We start from the raw sequence: 21,648 nt of genomic DNA on the forward strand, positions 1-21,648 counted from the left end.
GAACGTCCAAGACGTTCGTGCAAGACATCCGTGCAGATGTTCCGTAGGATCGGGGCATGGGAAACCGCGAAGACCTGATGGCCGGCGCCAAGCACTGCCTGTACGAGAAGGGCTACGGACGCACCACGGCCCGCGACATCGCGAGCGCCTCGGGTGTCAGCCTGGCCGCGATCGGCTACCACTTCGGCTCGAAGGACGCGCTGCTCAACGCCGCGATGATCGAGGCGATCGGCGAGATGGGTGAGGCCCTGGGGGTGGTGGTGTACGGCGCCAACCAGGTGTCCGACGACCCGGAGACGCGCTTCGCCGCCGCCTGGAACGGCCTGCGGGACGTCTTCGCCGAGCACCGGGGGCTCTGGGCCGCGCAGTTCGAGGCGCTCGCCCAGGCCGGGCACAACCCGGAGCTGGCGAAGGCCTTCGAGGACGCGCAGAAGGACGGGCGGCTCGGGCTCGCCGCCGTGTTCCAGGGGCTGCCCGAGGTGCCGGACAACGAGGAGGAGCTCGCCCGCGGCACCTTCTACCAGATCCTGCTGGCCGGCTACGTCGCCCAGTGGCTCGCCGCGCCCGACCTGGCGCCGACCGGCCAGGAGTTCCTGCGCGGGCTCCGGCTGGTCAGCGGCACCGTGCTGGGGGCGGGCGCCACGCCCTGACGCGCGTTACGCCCTGACGCTCGCCGGGCCCTGGCACCCGCCAGGCCCCGACACCCGCTACCCCCCGACACCCGCTACGCGGTGACGGCGGTCAGCAGCACCACCGAGTCGACGTGGGCCACCAGCCCGTGCCGCTCCTGCGGCACGGGCTCCAACTCGCCCGCGGCCAGCTCCACCCGCCGCCCGGCGATGGTCAACGAGACCCGGCCGCGCAGCACCTGGACGCTCCCCGCGGTGGGCGGGGTGTGCTCGTCCAGCGAGGTGCCCGCGGTCAGGGCGATCACGGTCTGCCGCAGCACCCCGTCGTGCAGCACCAGATGGGCGCTGCGCCCGTGCGGACCCTCGGCCGCCCGGGCGGCGTGCTCCACGGCGAGCCGTTCGAGATCGGGCATCGCGCCGCCTCCTCCTCTGCCGGGTGCCCAGGCCGTGTGCCCAGGCTGGCGGACGCACCGCCGGGGCGCACCCGGGAGGGGTCCGGAGCGGGCCGCCCGAGGTGCAGGCCCCGCCGACTGCCCGCATCGTGGAGGCATGGCGACCAACCAGAGGATCTTGAACGGACTCCAGGTCAACCGCTCGCTGCTGGCCGGCGGCGTGGTGCTGACCGGCATCGGCTCGGTGCTCGGCGCGGCCGGGGCGGCACTGGTGTGCGCGGCGCTGTTCACCGCGGGCCGCGACTGGGTGCGCAGCATGGAGACGCCGCCGGGCACGCTCGCCCAACGGGCCCTGCACGAGGCGAAGGTGGCTTCCTCGGCCGGCTGGGAGGCCTGGCGCGCGGAGCACGGCTCGCCCAACTGAGCACGGACGGGCGAACGTACGGCACGGCGGGCCGCCATGGGGGTGCGGCCCGCCGCGGTTCCGGGGGCTGGGGCGCCGCTACAGCCCCAGCGACTTGGCGATGATGCTGCGCATGACCTCGCTGGTGCCGCCGTAGATCCGGAAGACCCGGTTGTCGGTGTAGAGCCGGGCGATCGGGTACTCCAGGATGTAGCCGTAACCGCCGTGCAGCTGGAGGCACTTGTCGATCACGGTGGAGGCCGACTCGGTGCAGAAAAGCTTCACGGCGGCCGCGTCCGCGACGCTCAACTCGCCGTTCTGGTAGAGCTCCAGGGCCTGGTCCACCATCGACTGCTGCGCCAGCACCTGGGCCTGGCAGTCGGCCAGGGTGAACTTGGTGTTCTGGAACTCGGCCACCGCCTTGCCGAACACCTTGCGGTCCTTGACGTACTGCACCGCGAACCGCACCGCCGCCGCGGCCGCCGCGTACGCGCCGACCGCGATCGCCAGCCGCTCCTGCACCAGGTTGTGGGTCAGGTACGAGAAGGCCCTGCCCTCCTCGCCGAGCAGGTCCTCCACCGGCACCTTGACGTCGACGAACGCCAACTCGGCGGTGTCCGAGGTGCGCAGGCCGATCTTCTGCAGCTTGCGCCCGACCGAGTAGCCCGGCGAGGTGGTGTCCACGCACAGGATGGAGAGCCCCGCCCGGCGGTCCTCCGGGTCGTACGCGGCGGTGCGGGCGACCACCAGGACCAGGTCGGCCAGCACGCCGCCGGTGATGAAGGTCTTGGCGCCGTTCAGGACGTAGTGGGTGCCGTCCTCGGAGAGCCGGGCGGTGGTGGTGATGCCCGCGAGGTCGGAGCCGGCGCCCGGTTCGGTCATCGCGATCGCGGTCATGATGTCGCCGGAGACGAAGCCGGGCAGCCAGCGCCGCTTCTGCTCCTCGTTCGCGTACTCCAGCAGGTACGGCAGCACCAGTCCGGTGTGCACGCCGGAGGAGCCGAAGCTCACCCCCGCGCGGGCGGTCTCCTCGGCGATCACCGCCTGGTACTTGAAGCCGCTCTCGCCCGCGCCGCCGTACTCCTCCGGCACCTCGATGCCGTAGACGCCGAGTTCGCCGAGCTGGCGGTAGAAGTCGCGGGGCGGGTGGCCGTCGGCCTCCCAGCTCTCGTAGACCGGGACGACCTCGTTGGCGATGAAGTCCCGGATGGTCTCCCGGAAGGCCTCGTGGTCCTCGTTGAACACGGTGCGGCGCACGGCGGCGCTCCCTTCGACGGTGCCGGCCGGAGGGCCGGCGGAGGCGGAACGTACCAGGTGGTGGCCCGACAAGTTAATCCCGGGTAGCCTCGACTGTCCAGCGTCGGCGGGCCCGGGGCGGGCCCGGGAACGCTGCTCGACGCGGCTGCCAAGTGAATCCTTGCTAGCCTTCGGGCGGAGCTCGGGACGGATGCGGGGAGGTGCGCGATGGTGGTCCGGAGGCCGCCCGGCCGACGCGCCCAGATCCTCGCCGTGGCCGCCGACCGCTTCCACCGCAGCGGCTACCACCAGGTCTCGATGTCCGAGGTCGCGGCCGGGGTGGGCATCACCGCGCCCGCCCTCTACCGGCACTTCCGCGGCAAGCCCGAACTGCTGGACCGCGCCGTCCGGTTGGGCCTGGACGCGCTCGCCGACGGCCTGCGCGCGGCCGGCAGCACCACCGAACTCGGCGCCGCGCTGGCCGCGGTGGCGGTCGGCCACCGCCCGCTCGGCACCCTGGTGCAGCGCGACGCCCGACTGCTGCCGCCGGCCCGCCGGGCCGGACTGCGCCGCGAACTCCGCGCGGACGTCGCCCTGATGGCTGCCGTACTGCGCGCCGAGCGGCCGGAACTCTCCGCCCCGGACGCCGAGTTGCTCTGCTGGTCGGCGCTCTCCGGCTGCGCCGGGCTGTCCTACCAGTCGGCCGCCCCGCAGCCCCGCCGGGCCGAGGCGCTGCTGCGCGAACTGGTCGCGGCCGTCCTCGCGGTCCCCCTGGACGGCACCGCCGAGAGCGCCGACGACACCGCCCCCGCGTCGCAGCGGACCCAGGGGCGGGCACAGGAGCGGACCCAGGGGCGGGCACAGGAGCGGACCCGGGCGCAGCCACCGGAGCAGCCGAGGCCGCAGGCCCGCCGCGAGGAACTGCTCGCCGCCGCCGTCCGGCTGTTCCACCAGCGCGGCTTCGACAACGTCAGCACCGATCAACTCGGCGCCGCCGTCGGCATCTCCGGCCCGAGCGTGTACCGGCACTTCGACAGCAAGGCCCAGCTGCTCGCCGCCTCCCTGGTGCGCAGCCGGGAGCGGCTCTGGCACGAGGTGGACGGCGCGATCTCGACGGCCGCCGGGCCGGCGGAGGCACTGGCGGCCGGGCTGGGCGCGTACGTCGACTTCGCGCTGCGCAACGGCGACTACCTGGGGGCGATGTTGAGCGAGACCGAGCGGCTGGCCCCGCCGGACCGCCGGGCCGCGGTGGACTTCCGGCGGGACTTCCTGCGCACCTGGGTGGGGCTGCTCCGGCAGGTGCGCCCGGAGTACGACGCGGTGACCGCCCGGATCCGGGTGCACGCGCTGTTCTCGCTGGTCAACGACGGGGTGCGGAACCGCCCGTACAGTGCCCGGCCCGACCTCGGCGACTGCCTGCGGCGGATCGGCCGGGCGGTGCTCGGAGTCGAGACTTCGTAGGAGCACCCAGGCGCACCCAGGAGCACCCGGGAGCACCTGAGACGGAGCGGGCCGGGTGCCCGCCACCGTCGGAACGGCGGCGGGCACCCGGCCCCGTGCGGTGCGACCGGACGCGGACCCGGTCGGGCCCGGCTAGTAGAGGACGTGCGGGTAGTAGACCCGGGCGTCGAAGTTGCCGTTGCCCTGGAGGGCTCCGACGTTCCCGCTGTTGCCCGCCACGGCGAGGCCGTTGTTCTGGTTGCTCGCCCCCGAGCCGGTGGCGGTCTGCTGGGTGTTGACCACGTTGCCGTTGACGGTGCCGATGACGTTGCCGGAGCCGACGTTGCTCACGACGCTGCTGTTGGAGTGGTCGATCGCGCCGGCGCCGTTGTCGGCGTGGGCGGTGGCGGCCCCGACGCCGACGAGGAGGAAGGCCCCGAGGGCGGTGACGGCGGCGGCTGCGCGAATACGGGACACGCTGGTCTCCCTGAGCTGGAAGTGCGAATGTGGCGCGATCCGGAGTGGCCGCTCCGTAGCGCCGTTGCCTGACGTCGCACGTTCAGCATTCACCAGTGACGTGGACGAACTCCACCAAACGGGTGGCATTTCCCTCGATGGTGGGGGAGCGGTCAATTCCGAGTTGACCAGAATCCGTCATTCCGCCTGATGTATAGAAAGAAATGGTCGACGGATTGTCGCACTGGCACACTGAGGACCCATGTCTGAAGGTGCCCCGACCGAGCCCACCCCGACCGAGCCCACCCCCGCCGAGCCCACTCCGGCCGACGGCGTGCGCACCACCGAGGTCGACCTCGGTGGCCTGGTGAACGTCCTCGCCACCCACCTCTACTCCACGCCCCTGGTCGCCCTGCGCGAACTGGTCCAGAACGCCCACGACTCGCACACCCGCCGGCTCCTGGAGGACCCGGACGGCGAGCACCGGCCGCGGATCCGGGTACGCGCCGACGCCGCGCGGCGGACCGTCGCCATCGAGGACACCGGGGCCGGCCTCACCGAACCGGAGATCCACGCCTACCTCGCCACCGTCGGCACCGGCTACACCCGGATGCTGCGCGAACTGACCGGGAACCAGGAGCTGATCGGCGCCTTCGGCCTGGGCTTCCTCTCCGCCTTCTCGGTCGCCGACGAGGTGACCGTCACCACCACCTCGCACCGCGAACCGCGGCTCGGCCACCGCTACCGCAGCCGCGGCGGCGAGCAGTACCAGGTCGACCCGGCCCCCGCCCGCCCGGAGCCCGGCACCGTCGTCGAACTGGCGCTCAAGGCCGAGCACGCCCACCTCGCCGACGAGCACGCCCTGCGCGAAGTCCTCGGCCGCTACTGCGTCCTGCTGCCCGTACCGGTCTACGTCGGCGACGACGAACGGCCCGTCAACGCCGTCCAGGTGCCCTGGCGCCAGCGGGTCGACGGCGACCAGCACGCCGCCCGGATGCGCTTCGCCACCGCCTTCGGCCGCCGCTTCGAGCCGCTCACCGCCTTCCCCGTGCTGCCCGTCCAGGGCGACGGCCCCGGCGACGGCCCGTCGGACGGCGCCACCGACGGCCCGGCCGGCAGCGCCACCGACGGCCCGTCAGGCGGCGCCACCGACGCGGTCGGCCTGCTCTGGGTCCAGGACGGCGGTTCCTACGGCAGCAGCGACAACCGCGACCTCGCCGTCTACCTGCGCGGCATGCTGCTCGCCGAGGACGCCCGCGACCTGCTGCCCGGCTGGGCCGGTTTCATCGGCGGCGTGATCGAGTCCAGCCGGCTCACCCCCACCGCCAGCCGCGAGGACCTCCAGCGCGACGAGCACTACCGCGCGCTGCAACGGGCCCTCGCCGACGCCGTCGTGGACGGCCTGTACGAGACGGCCCGGCTGCGGCCCGCCGTCTGGCGCCGGATCCTCACCCGGCACGGCCAGGAGCTGCTCGGCGCCGCGCTCTGCGACGACCGGCTGTTCACCCTGCTCGCCGACGACGTCCCGGTGCCCACCTCGCAGGGCGACCTCACCGCGGGCGGCCTGCGGGCGGCCGGCGGGGGCGCGGTGCACGTCGCGCTCGGCAGCGGCGGCGGCTTCGAGGAGATGCTGTACCGGGCGATGCGCGTCCCGATCGCCCGCGGCGACCGCTACGCCGTACTGCCGTTCCTGCGCCGCTACGCCCAGTTGCGCGGCTGCCGGCTGGTCGAGCTGGGCAGCGAACAGGGCAACCGGGAACTGTTCCGCGACCCGGAGCGGCCGCTGCCGCCCGAGGAGGCGGCCTGGCTCGCCGGCGCCCTCGCCGACCAGGGGGAGCAGCTCGTCCCGGCCCGCTTCGACCCGCCCGGCCTGCCGCTGGTCCTGGTGCCCGACCGGGAGGCCGAGTTGAAGGCCCGGATCGAGGACGACCAGGCCGACGCCCGGATCCCGTCCGCCGCGCTGCGGCTGGCCCGGGCGTTCACCGCCCGCACCGACGGCGCGGTCAAGGCCCGGCTCTACCTCAACCTGGACTGCCCGGCCGTGCGGGACCTGCTCGCCGCCTACCGCACCGGCCACACCGGCAGCGCCACCGCGGCCGGGCTGCTCCGCTCGCTCAAGGTGATCATGGCGGCGGCCTCCACCGGCCCCGCCGAGGGGGACCTCGGCGCCGCGCTGGCCGGCATCGGCACCGCCGTCTCCGCCCTCACCGCCGCCGTCCCGCCCGGCCTGCCGGACGTCCCGGACAGCCCCGGCGCGCTCCGGGGCGAGGCGTGACGGCCGACTCCCCGGCCGACGCCCAGCCCTCCGCCCAGCCGGACGCCCCGGCGGGCAGACCCGCGGGCAGACCCGCGGGCAGACCGGCCGCCGCCCCGCCGGGCGCCCCGACAGCGGCCCACGCCAGACCACACACCAGCACCACGCAGGGGGAACAGCCATGACCACCGACATCTGGGCCTGGGTGCGCGACACCCACCAGCAGCTGCGCGAGGCCGGCCACGCGCGGCTCGCCGACGCCATGTACGAGCTGCCCGAACACGCCACCGAGGGCCGCAACGAGCAGCTCGACGCGGTCTTCCCGGAGGCGGTCGCCTCCGCCCGGGCCCTCGGCCTGCCCTGGGTCGAGGTCTACCTGCGGCACTGGCGGATGCAGAACCTGCTGAACAAGCGCCAGCAGGGCGAGTCGGTGATGCCCGAGGCGGTCGACCTGCTGGAGTTCGCCCACCGGGAGGAGACGGCCGGCTGCCCGCAGTCCGTCTGCGTGGTGCAGGACTTCGCGATCTGCCACGCCCGGGTCGACGGCCCCGGGTACGTGGCCGAGCGCCTGGAGGTGGTCGGCGAGACACTGGAGCGGATCGAGCCCGGCCGGGCCTGCTTCGACTGCCTCTCCCGCGAGTACTCCGACGCCCTGGAGGACGACGGCCGGGCCGCCGACGCGCTCGCCCACCTGGACACCGCCTCCGCCCGGATGCAGGCGGCCGGCCAGCAGGTCTCGCTGCGCTTCCACCGAGCCCGTGCCGGCACCCTGCACCTGCTGGGCCGGCACGAGGAGGTGCTCACCCTGCTGGACACCACCGACCGGACCGCCAGGGCCAGGGGCGAGGAGCTCGACGAGAGCGACCGGCGCTGGGGCGACCTGCTGCGGGCCCGCGCGCTCGCCTCGCTCGGGCGCACGCCGGAGGCGCTCGCCCTGCTGCCCGCCCGGGCCGAGGCCGAGCGGCACGCCGACCTGCGCGAGACCTGGACCCGGACGGTCGAGCTGCTGGTCGCGGCCGGGGCCTGGGAGAACGACGCCGAGCTGGGCGCCGTGCTGGCCGGCTGGGTCGGCTACCTGGACACCACCGGCTCGCACCGCCCCTGCGTGGACCTGCTGCTGGCGGCGGGCCGGCTGGCCCTCGCCCGCGGCGCCCGCACGGTGGCGCTGACGCTCGCGGCCACCGGGGAGCGCAAGCTGGCCCGGCTGCGCCGCACCGAGGGCGTGGCCGGGGAGGTCGCGGCCCTGCGCGCGGCCGCCGAGGCGCTGCCGGTGCCCGAGCTGCCCGTCCCGCCCGGCGAGCTGGCGGCGTACCTGGCCGAGGCGGAGGTGCCGGTCGAACTCGGTGCCGACCTGCTCGCCGTCGCCCTGGAGCGGTACCGGGGCGAGCCCGCCGGCGCCACCGGGCTGGCCGTGCCGCTGGCCACCGTGCTCGGCGGGCTGGGCCACGCCCGGGCCGCCGCCGACCTGCTGTGGCAGCGGCTGGACGTCGACCCGGGTAGTGAGCACCTGGTCGGCACGCTCGGCCAGCTGCTGATCGAGGCCGGGGACGCCGAGGGGATCCGCCGGCTCGCCGACCGGCTGGCCGCGACCGCCCCGGCCGACGCGCACTGGATCCGCGCCCGCTGGGCCGCCGCCGAGGGCCGCTGGGCCGAGGTGCTGGAGCAGTGCGGGGCGATCCTGGCGCTGGAGGCGAACCGGATCAACACCCGCCGGCTGGCCGCGGCCGCCGCCACCGAACTGGGCGACCACGCCACCGCCCAGCGCCTCTACCAGGAACTGCTGGAGCACGCCCTGTCCGCCGAGGAGGCGGGGGAGGAGCAGCTCCACCGGACGGTCCAGGAGCCCGACCTCTGGCACCTGGTCACCGCCGCCACCGCCAACCGGGACTGGGCCGTGGTCCGCTCCACCGGTGCCCGGATCGGCATCGAGTTCGACGAGCCCGAGGGCCCGGTGGACGAGGAGTGGCAGCTGGTCACCGTCCGCGCCACCCGCACCAACGGTTCGACGGCCGACCTGCCCGCCGTCCGCACCGGCCCGGCGACCGCCCGGATCCTGCCGGTGCTCGGCGACGACCTCACCCTCAACCACGGCGACGTGGTGGTCTTCGCCCCGGCCCTGCTGGAGGCCCCGCCGGCCGAGGACGCCCCGGAACCGGAGCGGGCGAACTGGCGCCCGGTCTTCGCCCTGCTGACCCTGCTCGACCCGGCGGGCTTCACCACGTACTGGATCGACGGCGCCTGGCCCGGCGACGAGGCCTGGTCCGGCTTCCGGGACGACCTGCGGGCGGCCGGCTACGCGGTCTGGGCGTACAGCGGGGAGCAGTACCGGATCACCGACCCGACGGAGGACGACGGCTCGCTGCCCGGCGTGTACGCCGCGCTCGGCGTCCCGCCGACCGCCTCGGCGCAGGCGGCCGACGCGCTGCTGCACGAGCTCACCGCCGGCTGGGCCCACCCGCTGGCCTGGCTCGACCTGGCCGACGCGGCCGGGGCGGACCTCGGCCGGCACGCCGGGATCGTCGAGCGCTACGACCTCTGAGCCGGCCCGCCCCCAGGCCCCGCCCCTGGTCGGTTCCCCGGCTCGTTCCCCGGCTCGTTCCCCGGCCGGTCCGCACCTCCGGGCCGGCCGGGGAACCATCACCGCCCCCGGCGAGTCTTTGTCATTGCTTTACCATGACATTGCCAAGACTCGACCTCCAGGAGAGCCAGCACCGTGACCAGCATCGCCCTCGGCCCGTCCTGGCTCGATCCGACCACCCTGATCTCCACCTTCGGCCTGGTCGGCATCCTGGCCATCGTCTTCGCCGAGTCCGGCCTGCTGATCGGCTTCTTCCTCCCGGGCGACTCGCTGCTGTTCACCACCGGCCTGCTGGTGGCCGGCGGCACCTACCTGCACCAGCCGCTCTGGCTGGTCTGCACGCTGATCGTGCTGGCCGCGATCGCCGGGGACCAGGTCGGCTACCTGTTCGGCCGGAAGGTCGGGCCGGGCCTGTTCCGCCGCCCCGACTCCAGGGTCTTCAAGCAGGAGAACGTCGAGAAGGCCGCCGCCTTCTTCGAGCGGCACGGCCCCAAGGCGATCGTGCTGGCCCGCTTCGTGCCGATCGTGCGCACCTTCACCCCGATCGTCGCCGGGGTGAGCAGGATGAACTACCGCAGCTTCGTGCTGTTCAACGTGGTCGGCGGGGTGCTGTGGGGCGCCGGGGTCACCGTGCTCGGCTACTTCCTGGGCCAGATCCCCTTCGTCCGGGACAACATCGAGGCCATCCTGGTCGGCATCGTGCTGGTCTCCGTGGTCCCGGTGGCGGTCGAACTGCTCCGGGCCCGCCGTTCCGGAGCGCGCGACACCGCGGGCCGCCGCGCCGGGTAGGCGTCCGGGGGTGCCGCCGCCGGACGTCGCGTACATGTGCGTCCGGCTGTTCGATCAGGCAAGGTGTATCCGGAGATCGAACGGTGGCCGACGGCCACCAGGGGTGGCGAGGAGCGGAAGTGCCTAAGCGGGGCCGACCGGGTGCGGGCAAGCGGGCGAGGGGAGGCCGGGCGGTCCGCCAGGTGCGGCAGACACCGCCGCAGCCGGTGCACCCCGCCGAGGCGCCGCCCACCGAAGGCCTGCTCGGCTACCCGGCCCCGGTCGTCGAGCCCACCACCGTGGTGCCGCTGCTCCCGCCGGTAACGGAGACCAAGGGCCTGCTGGCCCCCGAGCCCGCGCCGGAGTCCGGGGCCGGTGTCGGTGTCGGGGCCGGGGCCGGGACGCCGCCGGAGCCGCTGGAGCCGCACCCCGAGCTGGCCATCGACCTGCGCCCCCGGGACAGGGACGCCGAGGAGCCCCCGGCCGGGCGCCCGGCCCCCGAGCGCCCCGCGGCCGCCCGCCCCCCGCGCCGCCGCTCGGTCGCCGAGGACACCCTCACCCCCGAGGAGTGGCGCGCCGCCGGCTACACCCCGCCCACCGGCATCCCGATCCCCGAGCTGACCGCCGGCGCCCCCGGCGAAGCGCCCTGGCCGGACCGGATGCGCACCCTGCTGCGCACCCCGATGTCCGAGCGCCCCGCCTTCGAGCGCACCGCCCGCGAGATGCACCCCTCGGCGGCCGCCGCCCGCAATGTCCCCCGCATCCTCGACCTGACGCTGCGCATCGGCGAGCTGCTGCTGGCCAGCGGCGAGGCCGCCGAGGACGTCGAGGCGGCCATGCTCGGCATCGCGCACGCCTACCGGCTGGACCACTGCGAGCCGCAGGTCACCTTCACCCTGATCGGCATCTCGCACCAGCCCTCGCTGGTCGAGCCGCCGGTCACGGCCGACCGCGTGGTGCGCCGCCGCACCTCCGACTACACCCGGCTGAACGCGGTCTACCAGCTGGTGGCGGACATCACCGCGGAGCAGGTGACGGTCAACGACGCCTACCGCCGGCTCGCCGCGATCCGCCGCAACCGGCACCCGTACCCGGCCTGGTTCCTCGCCCTGACCACCGGTCTGCTGGCCGGCGCGGCGACCTTCCTGGTCGGCGGCCGGCTCGACGACAAGGCCTGGCTGGTCTTCGGCAGCGCCTTCGTCGCGGCCGTCCTCGGCGACCGGCTGGCCTCGGCGCTGGCCAAGCGCCGGCTGCCGGAGTTCTACCAGTTCGTGGCGGCCGCGATGCCGGCCGCCGCGTCCGGGATCATCCTGTCCTTCAACGACTGGGGCCTGCGCGGCTCGGTGGTGATCACCGGCGGCCTGTTCGCCCTGCTGCCCGGGCGCGCCCTGGTCGCGGCCGTCCAGGACGGCCTGACCGGCTTCTACATCACCGCCGCGGCCCGGCTGCTGGAAGTGATCTACCTGGTGGCGGGCATCGTGATCGGCGTGATCATGATCCTCTACCTGGGCGTCGGCTTCGAGGCGAAGCTCAAGCCGGACGAGAGCCTGGTGGGCATCAGCTACCCGCCGGTCCAGATGGTCGCCGCGATGGTGCTGACCCTGGCCTTCGCCACCCTGCTGCAGACCGACCGCCGCACCCTCGCCCTGGTCACCCTCAACAGCGGCATCGGCTGGGCCAGCTACGGCGCGCTGGTGTACAACGCGCACGTCAACCCGATCGCGGCCACCGGGGTGGCGGCCGGCCTGGTCGGCCTGTTCGGCCAGCTGATGGCCCGGGCCCGGAACGGCTCGGCGCTGCCGTACGTCACCGCCGCGATCGGCCCGCTGATGCCCGGTTCGGCGCTCTACCTCGGGATGCTGGCCTTCGCCCAGGGGCACTCCAGCACCGGCCTGGTGTCGGTGTTCCGGGCGGCCGCGATCGCGATGGCGCTGGCCATCGGGGTGAACCTCGGCGGGGAGATCGCCCGGCTGTTCCTCAAACTGCCGGTGGGCGCCGAGCTGCCCTCGCTCTACCCGGTGGTGCCCCGCCGGGCGGCCAAGCGCACCCGGGGGTTCTGACCGCGCGTTGAGCCCGGTGACGGATTCCGAGCGGGGTCCGTGTTGGGCGGCTATTGGGCCCCGGGCCATGTCACGGCAGGCAGGACGCAGGACCAGGAACGAAGGTAAGACCCATGACGGCAATGCTGGACAGCTACCGCGAGCACATCGTCAACACGCACAAGCAACCGCTGTTCCTGCTGCTGGTCGGCTTCATCACCTCCTTCGTCTTCATCCGGTTCAGCGTGCGGATGATCCGCGCCAAGGTGCGCTGGTGGCCCGGCAACGTCACCCCCGGCGGCCTGCACATCCACCACATGGTGTTCGGCCTGGGCTTCCTGCTGGTCGGCGGCATCGGGGTGTTCGCCACCTACGGCGGCACCCCGTGGATCGACTGGTTCGGGCTGGCCTTCGGCATCGGCTGCGGCCTGGTGCTGGACGAGTTCGCGCTGATCCTGCACCTGGACGACGTGTACTGGAGCGAGCAGGGCCGCAAGTCGGTGGACGCGGTGATCTTCGGCATCCTGTTCACCGCCCTGCTGCTGATCGGGTACGTGCCGCTCGGCGTGGTGCCCGGCGAGGACACCCGGTGGGGCCTGATCACCGTCATCTCGGTGAACGCGCTGGCCTCGGTGATCACCCTGCTCAAGGGCAAGGTGTGGACCGGACTGCTCGGGATCATGGTCCCCGGCCTGTCCTGGATCGGCGCGATCCGGCTGGCCCGTCCGAGCAGCCCGTGGGCCCGCTGGCGGTACACCACGCGCCCCCGCCGCCGGGCGCGTGCGCTGCGGCGCGAACGCCTGCTGCACCGGCGTGCGGACCGGGCCCGCACCTGGCTCTTCGACCTGATCGCCGGCGCGCCCGACAAGGTGCCCGCCAACCACCCGGCCGCCCACCGGGTCGCCGAGCGGATGGCCGCCCGGGCCTCCGCCCACCTCGACGCCCACGCCGCCCGGGCGCTGTCCCGCCGCCGGGCCCGGCTGGCCGACCGCCGCTCGGCCGCGACCGCCGGGGCGGCGGCGAAGGCGCCCACGGCGCACCCGCAACCGGCCGAGGGGCCCGCCGAGGGCGTGCCGGCCCGCTCGGCCGGGGCCCGGCAGCGCCGCCGTACGGTCCGCGCCGGGCGCAACCGGACGTACGCGGTCGGCCCGACCGGCCTGGAGCGCCGCCCCGGCCGACACCCCCACCTACGGACGAAGACCCGCCGGATCCACCGCTAGTTCGTATACCGTGTGCGCCTGGGCGACGGTGACACCCGGTCGGATCATCGGATGGTCACCCGGCCGGCGGAGCGCGTTCGAGGTGTGAAAACCCTCGGAGTTGAGAACATGATCGGCGAGTGACCGTTCTGTCACGTGATGGGATGATTCGTCGGATCCCCCGCCGCCCGACCGCAGCCCCGCAGGCCGCGCGCCGCCCGGCCACCGCCGTCATCCCCTCCGGACCGTGAGAAGGGATGTCTCGTGGCGCGCAGGATCCTGCCGACCCTCCTGTTGTCCCTCACCGCCCTGCTCGGGCTGCTCCCCGCCGCCCAGGCGGCCCCGGTACAGCCGGAACCGGCGCGGCCCGCCCCGGCGCAGGCCGAACCCGCGCAGGCCGAACCGCCGGCCGCAGCGACCCCGGCCGGCCAGGACCCGTACCCCTCCGCCGAGGAGATCGACCGCTCCCGCACCGAGGCCGACGGCAAGGCCGCCTCCGCCGCCGCGCTGGAGACCGCGCTCACCGCCGCCCGCACCGAACTCGACCGGGCCGCCCGCGGCGCCGAGCAGGCCGTCGAGGCCTACAACGGCGCCCAGCTGGCCCTCACCCGGGCCCGCACCGAGGAGACCGCCGCCAACCGGCGCGCGGCCGCCGCCGAGGCCGAACGCTCCGAAGCCGCCGACGACGCCGCCCGGCTCGCCGCCGAGACGTACCGGCAGGGCGCGGGCGCCGAACTCTCCGCCCTCAACGCCCTGCTCGGCGCCCACGGGCCGCGCGAGGCGAGCGCCCGCGCCGCCGTCGTCGGCGTGGTCAGCGAGCGCACCCGGCAGATCCTGGACGCCGCCACCTCCACCGCCGCCACCGCCCGCACCGCCTCGGCCGCCGCCCGCACCGCCACCGCGGCCGCCGAGAAGGCCGCGACCGAGGTCGGCGCGGCCAGGACCAGGGCCGAACAGCGGCTCGCCGCCCAGCAGGCCGAGGTCGCCGCGGCCGGCCGCCACCGGGAGCAACTGCTCACCGAACTCGCCGCCGCCCGCAACACCACCGTCGAGCTGGAGCGCAAGCGGAGCGAGGCCCTGGAGGCGATCGCCGCCCACGAGGCCGAGGCGGCCGCCCGGGCCGCCGCCGAACGGGCCGCAGAACAGGCCGCCCGGGAGGCCGAAGCCGCCGCGGCCGAGGCCGCCAGGGTCCAGGCGCCGCCGCCCGACTCCCGCCCCTGGTCGGCCGAGGGCGCGGCCGCCGCGATCGCCTTCGCCCGCTCCAAGATCGGCCTGCCCTACATCTGGGGCGGCGAGGGGCCGGAGGGCTACGACTGCTCCGGGCTGACCATGATGGCCTGGCGCGAGGGCGGCAGGCAGCTCAACCACTTCGCCGCCGACCAGTACGCCCAGTCCACCCCGGTCACCTACCGCCAGCTGCGCCCCGGCGACCTGGTCTTCTGGACCGACACCGGCCGTTCCGCCGACATCCACCACGTCGGCCTCTACATCGGCGACGACCAGATGATCGAGGCCCCGAGGGTCGGCATGCCGGTCAAGCAGGCCAGCCTCTGGATCATGGGCACCCCGGACTACTACGCCCGGCCCTGACCCCCGCCGTCCCGGGCGCCGGTGTCGGAGGCCTCCGTTAGCGTGGCCGCTCCGACCACTCCCGAGGAGGAACCGTGCGGCTGAGGAACGTGGCAGCGGGCGACGTCGAGGCGTACGTCCGGATGCGCTGCGACGAGGCGATGATGGCCGAGTTGGGCGGCCCGCTGCCCCGGGAGCAGGTGGAGGAGCGGCTGCGCAAGGACCTCCGGCTGGTGGCGGAGGACGGCGCCTGGATCAAGGCGATCGTGCCGGACGGCGCCGAAGACGGTGCGGCGGCCGGGGTGGTGACGCTCTGGCAGGACGAGGAGGACGGCGCGACCGTCTCCGAGATCGGCTGGATGGTGCTGCCCGCGTTCCAGGGCCGCGGCCTGGCCAAGGCGGCGGTCCGCCGGGTGCTGGACGCCGCGGCGGCGGACGGCCGCTGGGGCGAGGTGCACGCCAGCCCGGGGACGACCAACGGCCCGTCCAACGGGATCTGCCGCGCGCTCGGCTTCCGGCTGCTCGGCGAGCGGGACGTCGACTTCGGGGACCGCGTCCTGCGGACCAACCACTGGGTGGTGACGCCGGGCGAGCACCGCCGGGCACCGGACGGCCTGGGGTCGGACGGCCTGGGGTCGGACACGGATTAATTGGGGTGCTCGGCCCCGGCCACCGCCCGTACGGTGGCCGGATGCACAACGACAGTGATCACACGGCCCCCGAGACGGTCAACGGGATCCAGGTCCGGGCCGTAGCCGTGGACGAAGTGGAGGAGTGGAACCGGGCGCTGAACTTCGGCTTCCTGCGCCCGCACGCGGGCGTCGCGCCGGAGCTGCGCCGCCGGCAGTGGCAGCCGGGCCGGATGGTGGCCGGCTTCGACGGGGACCGGCAGATCGCGACCTTCCGCAGCTTCGACGTCGACCTCACCGTGCCCGGCGGAGCCGTGGTCCGGGCCGACGCGATCACCAACGTCACGGTCAGCGCCACCCACCGCCGCCGGGGCCTGCTCAGCGCGATGATGCGCCGCGACCTCGCCGCGGCCGCCGGGCGCGGCTGCGCCGTCGCCGTCCTGATGGCCGCCGAGTACAACATCTACGGCCGGTTCGGCTTCGGCCCGGCCACCCGCGGCAGCGGCTGGGACATCGACCTGAGCCGCACCCGCGGACTGCGCGAGGGCCTGCCGGGCGTACCCGGCGGCCGGACCGACTTCGTGACCCTGGCCGAGCAGGCCGAGCTGGGCGCCGAGCTGTACGACCGCTGGCGGCTCACCCAGCCGGGCGCGATCGCCCGGGACGAGATCTGGTGGGAGCGCCACACCAACCGGATCCAGGTGCCGGGCGACACCTTCAAGGAGCCGTTCACCGCCGTCCACCGGGACGCCGACGGCACGGTCACCGGGATGGTCGTCTACCGGATCGAGAACAAGTGGGACGGCGCCCACCCCGACGCCACCCTCACGGTGGAGGACTTCATCGCCCTCGACCTGCCCACCGCCGTCGCACTGTGGCGCCTGGTGCTGAGCGTCGACTGGGTGCGCAAGGTCGTGGTGGCGGGCCTGGCCCCGGACGACCCGCTGCCGCTGCTGCTCCAGGACCCGCGTGCGGCCGTCCCGCGCAAGGACAACGCCGACGCGATGTGGCTGCGGCTGCTGGACGTCGAGGCCGCCTTCGGCGCCCGCGCGTACGGTGCGCCCGGCCGGGTGGTGCTGGAGGTCGAGGACGAGCTCGGCTACGCTTCCGGCCGCTTCGCGATCGAGGTCGCCGAGGACGGCACCGGCCGCTGCGTCCGGACCACCGACGAGGCCGACCTCGCCCTGGGAGCTTCGGAGTTGGGCTCGCTCCAGCTGGGCGCCGAGACGGCCCCGCGACTGGCCGCGGCCGGTCTGGTCACCGAGCTTCGCCCGGGGGCGGCCGCCGCCGCCGACCTGCTGCTGCGCACGCCGCTGCGGGCCTGGACGCCGACCGACTTCTGAGCGGCGCGAACGACGATGCCGGGAACGACAGTGCCGGGAACGACGCCGGAGGCCGGCCCGCAGTGTGCGGGCCGGTCTCCGGAGGTCACAACTCGTGCCCGGCCGCGCCTACTTGACGGCGGTCTTGCCGATCGTGGGCAGGATGAAGTCCTGGATCAGCCCCTTGGCGTCCCGCACGATCGGCCGGAACACCCGGTAGCGCGAGAGGTTGATCACCCGGGCGGCCATCGGCGTCGAGCGCCGGACGAACTCCCTGGTCCGCTCGGTGTCCTCGGTCCGGTCGAAGACCCAGTAGAGGACCACGACCATCAGGTGCAGCCAGAGCACGTCCGGCAGCAGCTCGACGAGTTCGGCGTCCAGCTTCGGCGCCAGCTCCGAGCCCTGGAGGACTTCCCGGAACAGGTCGACGGCCACCGCCCGGGCCGGGTGGGACTCGTTGGAGAACGGGCTGAGCGAGCTGGTCGGGTCGGCCGCGGTGCGGAAGAACTGCGCGGCGAACTCGTGGTACGGCGCGGCCGTGTCCAGCCAGGAGTCCAGCGCGATCTGCAGCCGCTCGGCGAAGTCCCGGGTGTGGGCCATGCGGAGCCTGGCCTCGGCCGCGTGGTCGTGGGTCATCCGGTCGTAGAACCCCTGGATCAGGAATTCCTTGGCGGAGAAGTAGTAGTAGGCGTTGCCGACCGACACGCCCGCCTCGGTGGCGATGGCGCGCATCGTCGTCTTCTCGTAACCCCGGTCCTGGAACAGCCGCATGGCCGTCTCCAGGATCAGCGCCCGGGTCGCCTCGCTCTTGTCGGTCTTGGGCTGGGCCCGGCCGCCGGGCATGGGCCCGCCGTCCGTGCCGGGTGCGGCCGAGGCGTCGGCCGCACCCTTCTCGCCGTCCGTTCGGTTCGTCGCTGCCAGGTCGTCCACAGGCACGAGCCTAACCGGAGACGAGGTTCCACCCGGTGTCGGTGCTGTCGGTGTTCGTGGCACCGGATGCCCCCTCCGCATCCGGTGCCACGAAACCGTCCCCCGTCATTTCGAACGCGTTCAAAATCTTGGCAGAACTGTAGACGTTACGGTTGAACATGTTCAACTCCATCTTCGTGGGAGGCTCGTCACATGACCGGTCCTGAACGGACCACCATTCGGTACGGCGGAGCGCAGGACGCCGCGGACGTCGCGGACCTGCATGCCGAGAGTTGGCGCACCAGCTATCGCGGGATGGTCCCCGACGAGGCGATCGGGGACGGACTGGCCGCCCAGCGGCGCGAACTGTGGGAGCTGCGCCTGGCGGTGGACTACGGGCCGCCGGAGAACACGCCCGTGCTGTTGGTCGCCGAACGGGCCGGTGAGCCGGCCGGGTTCGTCTATCTGGTGCCGCAGGCCGACGGACGGGTGCTGGTGGACAACCTGCACGTCCGCCCGGGCCTCACCGGCGGGGGCATCGGCCGACACCTGCTGGCCGCCGCCCGCGCCGAACTCGCCGAGCGGTTCCCCGCCGCCGAGCTGTACCTGGAGGTGCTGCGCGCCAACACCCGCGCGATCGCCTTCTACGAGCGCGAGGGCGGCGTGCGGATCGCGGCGCAGGAGGGCGTGTTCCCGGGCGGTTGGGTGCTGCCCGAGTACGTCTACGCCTGGCCGGCCGCGAACGCCCGGCCGGAGAACGGTCGGTCCGCGAACGCCCGGCCGGAGAACGGTCGAACGGAGCACGCCCGGCCCGAGGGCGGTCGGTCGGTGAGCGGTCAGTCGATGTCGTAGACCGTCACCGGCACGCCGCGCGCCGAGAGTCGGGCCGCCACCAGCGGCTCGACCTTCTCCCAGCGCCCGCCCGCCAGTCCGCAGCCGATCCGCGGCATGTGGACGGAGGCGCCGAGTTCGAGCGCGCGCCCGCCCAGGGCCGCCAGCCCGGTGTCGACGGCCTCGTACCGCACGGGCACCCCGGTGGAGCGCCCCGTCCGGATGCCGCGCTGGCCGACCAGGTTGGCCACCCAGACGAACGGCTCGACCTGCACCAACTGCAGGGCGCCGAGGCCGAAGTCGTTCTTCGCCCGCTCCCGGTGCCACCGCCGGAAAGCGGCTTCGGGTTCGGGCCAGCGTCTGGAGAGCGCGAGCACGAAGCCCTTGCCCCAGCCGCCGAGGTCGTTGCAGACGTGCGCGATCACCTTCACGCCCTTGCCCTGGGGCGTGGTGGCATCGCCTCGGACGTAGGTGATTTCCGCCATGACTCGAAGTTAGACGGAGGCACTGACAACCCGCGCCCCATTTTCCGCGGGGCCGGACGCCCGCAGGTGCCGCCGCCCGGCCGACGCGATCAGCAGGGCGAGCGCGGCGGCCCCGGCGGGCAGGACGTAGCCGGTGCCGGGCGCGGCCCGCTCGGCGAGCGTCCCGGCGAGCGCCGCCCCGGCCGAGATGCCGACCACGATGCCGGACACCGCCACCGCCATCCCCTCGTTGAACTGCCGCTGCGGCAGCAGCTCCTGGACCAGCGTCATGCCGGTCACCATGGTCGGCGCGGTGGCCGTGCCGGCCGCGAACAGTGCCGCGCCGAGGGCCACCGGCCCGGCCCCGCCGAGCCCGGCGGCGAGCGGCAGCAGCAGGACCGCGGCCATCGCCGCCACCCCGAGCAGGAAGCGCGCCCCGGGGGCCCGGCGCGGGGTCAGCAGCCCGAACAGCAGCCCCGCCAGGCAGGATCCGCCTGCGACCAGGGCCAGCAGCGGGCCGGCCGCCGCCTTGTGCCCGAGCGCGTCGGCGTAGGCGACGGTGGTGATCTCGGTGGCGCCGAAGACCGTGCCGGTGGCGAGGAAGGTCAGCGCCAGCACCCGCAGCCCGGGCACCCGCAGCGGGGAGCCGTGCCGCTCGCCGGTCGGGGCCGGTGCCGGCAGCGGCGGTTCGGTGCCCCGCTGGGCGGCGAACAGCAGGGCGCCGGCGGTGCCGACGGTGCCGGCGGTGAGCAGCCCGGCCTCCGGGGCGATCGTGGTGCAGAGCACCATCGCGAGCACCGGCCCGGCCATGAAGCAGAGTTCGTCCAGGGCCTGTTCGAGGGAGTTGGCCAGGTGCCGGGCGGCCGGGTCGTCCCGGTGCAGGTGCGCCCAGCGGGACCGGGCCATGCCGCCGAGGTTGGGCGCGGCGGCGCAGGCGGCCCAGCAGGCGTACAGGGTCCAGTCCGGGGCGCCGAGCCGGACGCAGAGCAGCAGGGCGGCGAGCGGAACGGCGTTGTACAGCGCGGCCGGTACCGTGACCCGCGACTGCCCGTACCGGTCCACCAGGCGGCCGAGCAGCGGCATCCCGATCGCCCCGGTGGCCAGCCCGGCCGCCGAGACCGTCCCGGCCAGCGCGTACGAGCCGCGCCGTTCGGCGAGCAGCACCACCAGCGAGACGCCGTTCATCGACAGTGCGATCCGGCCGAGCAGCCCGGCCAGGGTGAAGGCGGTGGCGCCGGGGGCCGCGAACAGCCGTCGGTAGGAGGCGAGGAGGGCGCGCGGGGGCAATCGGGCTCCTGGGGCGCAGGGCGGGAGGGGGATGCGCCCAGCCTCGCGGTGCGCTCCGACCGGCGTCCAACACCTGTTCCGCCGCAGTCACAACACGGTGTTGTTAATCTGCCGCCCATGCCCCGTGACCTGCACCCCCGACTGCTCCGCGGCTTCGTCGCGACCGCCGAGACCCTGCACTTCGGCCGGGCCGCCGAACGGCTGTACGTCGCCCAGCAGGCACTCAGCCGGGACGTCCGCACGCTGGAGGGCCTGCTCGGCGAGGCACTGTTCACCCGCACCACCCGCAGCGTCGACCTCACCCCGGCCGGGCGCCGGCTGCTGCCCGGGGCGCGCCGGCTGCTCGCCCTGCACGACGACCTGCTCGCCGGGTTCGGCGCGGGCGCCGGTGCCGCCGCCAGGCCGCTGCTGCTCGACCTCAACAGCGACGTCACCGGCCCGGACCTGACCGCCGACCGGGTGCTGCAACGGGCCCGCACCGCCTGGCCGGAGGGCGAGCTGCTGGCCCGCTTCCACGGCGGTCTGGCCGCGGCCGCCGACGAACTGCTGGCGCACCGGCTGGACGCCTCGTTCGGCCGCTTCGCCGGACTGCCCGCCCCGGTGCGCGGCCGACTCGCCCAGCGGCCCGTACGGCTGGAGCGGGTCTCGGTGATGATGGCGGACACCCACCCGCTGGCCGGCCGCCCGGCGCTGCGCCCGGCCGATCTGCTCGGGCACCCGGTCGACATCTGCGCGGGCAACCCGGCCACCACCGAGTGGGCCGACCTCGGGGCCCGGCTGCTGCGCGAACACGGTCTGCGCGCGGCCGAGCCGCACGTCCCGCCGGTGGGCCCGGTCGAGACGGCCCGCTACCTGGCCCGGCACGGCGATCCGATGCTGACCACGGTCGGCGGGCCGAGCCTCCCGGGGGCGGTGAACGTCCCGCTGGTGGACCCGGTGCCGCTGAGTCTGGTGAGCCTGGTGCACCGGCCCGGGGAGCGCCGTCCGGGCCTGCTCGCACTGGCCGCCGCGGCCGCCGAACTCGGCGCCGCCGAGGGCTGGTTGGACCGCCCGGCCGGCAGCTGGCTGCCCCCGGAGGACGCCGCGCTCATCGCGCGGACGTAGGGTCCGCGGACCTTGGGTCCGTCTTCGAACTCCCGTCTGCGGGGCGACGCCGGGGCACGCGCCTCGCCGCGTTGTCGTCGGTCGCCAATGCGCTGCATTGGGCTCCCTCCTCCGCCTTGCGATGCACGCACCCCAACGC

Annotated in this window: 20 protein-coding genes; 13 read left to right on the forward strand and 7 right to left on the reverse strand. The window is 74.6% G+C overall.

Annotated features, from left to right (window positions below; all coding sequences use genetic code 11):
- Positions 1-56: 56 nt before the first annotated feature.
- Positions 57-650, forward strand: a complete 594-nt coding sequence (locus tag ACFXOZ_RS31875; protein WP_375887418.1) for a TetR/AcrR family transcriptional regulator — start codon at positions 57-59, stop codon at positions 648-650.
- 74 nt (positions 651-724) lie between these two features.
- Here the strand turns inward: ACFXOZ_RS31875 and ACFXOZ_RS31880 are convergent, their stop codons facing one another.
- Positions 725-1,042, reverse strand: a complete 318-nt coding sequence (locus ACFXOZ_RS31880) for a cupin (RefSeq protein WP_375887415.1) — start codon at positions 1,040-1,042, stop codon at positions 725-727.
- A gap of 136 nt (positions 1,043-1,178) precedes the next feature.
- Here ACFXOZ_RS31880 and ACFXOZ_RS31885 point away from each other — a divergent pair, with 136 nt between their 5' ends.
- Positions 1,179-1,445, forward strand: coding sequence for a hypothetical protein (locus ACFXOZ_RS31885; RefSeq protein ID WP_375887413.1), 267 nt, complete (start codon positions 1,179-1,181; stop codon positions 1,443-1,445).
- A gap of 78 nt (positions 1,446-1,523) precedes the next feature.
- Here ACFXOZ_RS31885 and ACFXOZ_RS31890 read toward each other — a convergent pair whose 3' ends face one another.
- On the reverse strand, positions 1,524-2,681 hold the full coding sequence (locus ACFXOZ_RS31890) for an acyl-CoA dehydrogenase family protein (RefSeq protein ID WP_380527320.1): 1,158 nt from the start codon (positions 2,679-2,681) through the stop codon (positions 1,524-1,526).
- 207 nt (positions 2,682-2,888) lie between these two features.
- Between ACFXOZ_RS31890 and ACFXOZ_RS31895 the strand changes: the two genes are divergently transcribed.
- A complete protein-coding gene (locus tag ACFXOZ_RS31895; protein ID WP_380593525.1) occupies positions 2,889-4,121 on the forward strand; it encodes a TetR/AcrR family transcriptional regulator in 1,233 nt (410 codons plus the stop codon).
- A gap of 132 nt (positions 4,122-4,253) precedes the next feature.
- Here the strand turns inward: ACFXOZ_RS31895 and ACFXOZ_RS31900 are convergent, their stop codons facing one another.
- Complete coding sequence (locus ACFXOZ_RS31900) at positions 4,254-4,577, reverse strand: hypothetical protein (protein ID WP_375887404.1); 324 nt, start codon at positions 4,575-4,577, stop codon at positions 4,254-4,256.
- A 241-nt stretch (positions 4,578-4,818) separates the two neighbouring features.
- Here ACFXOZ_RS31900 and ACFXOZ_RS31905 point away from each other — a divergent pair, with 241 nt between their 5' ends.
- The 8 genes from ACFXOZ_RS31905 to ACFXOZ_RS31940 all read left to right on the forward strand — a co-directional run bounded on the left by ACFXOZ_RS31905 (position 4,819) and on the right by ACFXOZ_RS31940 (position 16,935).
- Positions 4,819-6,831 (forward strand): ATP-binding protein, encoded by a 2,013-nt coding sequence (locus tag ACFXOZ_RS31905; RefSeq protein ID WP_375887401.1) that lies wholly within the window; start codon positions 4,819-4,821, stop codon positions 6,829-6,831.
- Between the two features lie 160 nt (positions 6,832-6,991).
- Positions 6,992-9,349 carry a hypothetical protein gene (locus tag ACFXOZ_RS31910; protein WP_380527328.1) on the forward strand — a complete coding sequence of 786 codons (2,358 nt, stop codon included), beginning with the start codon at positions 6,992-6,994 and terminating at the stop codon, positions 9,347-9,349.
- Between the two features lie 174 nt (positions 9,350-9,523).
- On the forward strand, positions 9,524-10,177 hold the full coding sequence (locus tag ACFXOZ_RS31915) for a DedA family protein (protein ID WP_380407277.1): 654 nt from the start codon (positions 9,524-9,526) through the stop codon (positions 10,175-10,177).
- A 317-nt stretch (positions 10,178-10,494) separates the two neighbouring features.
- A complete protein-coding gene (locus ACFXOZ_RS31920; RefSeq protein WP_380527356.1) occupies positions 10,495-12,216 on the forward strand; it encodes a threonine/serine exporter ThrE family protein in 1,722 nt (573 codons plus the stop codon).
- 113 nt (positions 12,217-12,329) lie between these two features.
- The gene (locus ACFXOZ_RS31925) at positions 12,330-13,415 is read left to right on the forward strand and encodes a hypothetical protein (protein ID WP_380593526.1); all 1,086 of its coding nucleotides are present in this window, start codon (positions 12,330-12,332) and stop codon (positions 13,413-13,415) included.
- Between the two features lie 243 nt (positions 13,416-13,658).
- On the forward strand, positions 13,659-14,984 hold the full coding sequence (locus ACFXOZ_RS31930) for a C40 family peptidase (protein WP_380593527.1): 1,326 nt from the start codon (positions 13,659-13,661) through the stop codon (positions 14,982-14,984).
- Positions 14,985-15,058: 74 nt separating this feature from the next.
- Positions 15,059-15,613, forward strand: coding sequence for a GNAT family N-acetyltransferase (locus ACFXOZ_RS31935; protein WP_380593528.1), 555 nt, complete (start codon positions 15,059-15,061; stop codon positions 15,611-15,613).
- A 41-nt stretch (positions 15,614-15,654) separates the two neighbouring features.
- Complete coding sequence (locus ACFXOZ_RS31940; protein WP_380593529.1) at positions 15,655-16,935, forward strand: GNAT family N-acetyltransferase; 1,281 nt, start codon at positions 15,655-15,657, stop codon at positions 16,933-16,935.
- Positions 16,936-17,043: 108 nt separating this feature from the next.
- Here ACFXOZ_RS31940 and ACFXOZ_RS31945 read toward each other — a convergent pair whose 3' ends face one another.
- Together ACFXOZ_RS31945 and ACFXOZ_RS31950 are read right to left on the reverse strand one after the other, a co-directional pair.
- The gene (locus tag ACFXOZ_RS31945) at positions 17,044-17,844 is read right to left on the reverse strand and encodes a TetR family transcriptional regulator (protein ID WP_375887382.1); all 801 of its coding nucleotides are present in this window, start codon (positions 17,842-17,844) and stop codon (positions 17,044-17,046) included.
- 10 nt (positions 17,845-17,854) lie between these two features.
- Positions 17,855-18,004, reverse strand: coding sequence for a hypothetical protein (locus ACFXOZ_RS31950; protein WP_380593530.1), 150 nt, complete (start codon positions 18,002-18,004; stop codon positions 17,855-17,857).
- Between the two features lie 32 nt (positions 18,005-18,036).
- On the opposite strand from ACFXOZ_RS31950, the gene ACFXOZ_RS31955 reads away from it, so the two are divergent.
- Complete coding sequence (locus ACFXOZ_RS31955) at positions 18,037-18,675, forward strand: GNAT family N-acetyltransferase (RefSeq protein WP_375887376.1); 639 nt, start codon at positions 18,037-18,039, stop codon at positions 18,673-18,675.
- Here the strand turns inward: ACFXOZ_RS31955 and ACFXOZ_RS31960 are convergent.
- Together ACFXOZ_RS31960 and ACFXOZ_RS31965 are read right to left on the reverse strand one after the other, a co-directional pair.
- On the reverse strand, positions 18,660-19,139 hold the full coding sequence (locus ACFXOZ_RS31960; RefSeq protein ID WP_380593531.1) for a macro domain-containing protein: 480 nt from the start codon (positions 19,137-19,139) through the stop codon (positions 18,660-18,662). The two genes, ACFXOZ_RS31955 and ACFXOZ_RS31960, sit on opposite strands and share 16 nt — an antisense overlap.
- Before the next feature lie 9 nt (positions 19,140-19,148).
- Complete coding sequence (locus tag ACFXOZ_RS31965; RefSeq protein ID WP_380527345.1) at positions 19,149-20,405, reverse strand: MFS transporter; 1,257 nt, start codon at positions 20,403-20,405, stop codon at positions 19,149-19,151.
- A 117-nt stretch (positions 20,406-20,522) separates the two neighbouring features.
- On the opposite strand from ACFXOZ_RS31965, the gene ACFXOZ_RS31970 reads away from it, so the two are divergent.
- Positions 20,523-21,509 carry a LysR family transcriptional regulator gene (locus tag ACFXOZ_RS31970; protein ID WP_380593532.1) on the forward strand — a complete coding sequence of 329 codons (987 nt, stop codon included), beginning with the start codon at positions 20,523-20,525 and terminating at the stop codon, positions 21,507-21,509.
- Positions 21,510-21,648 lie beyond the last annotated feature (139 nt).

It is taken from the genome of Kitasatospora sp. NPDC059160 (genome assembly GCF_042755465.1).
GTDB lineage: Bacteria > Actinomycetota > Actinomycetes > Streptomycetales > Streptomycetaceae > Kitasatospora.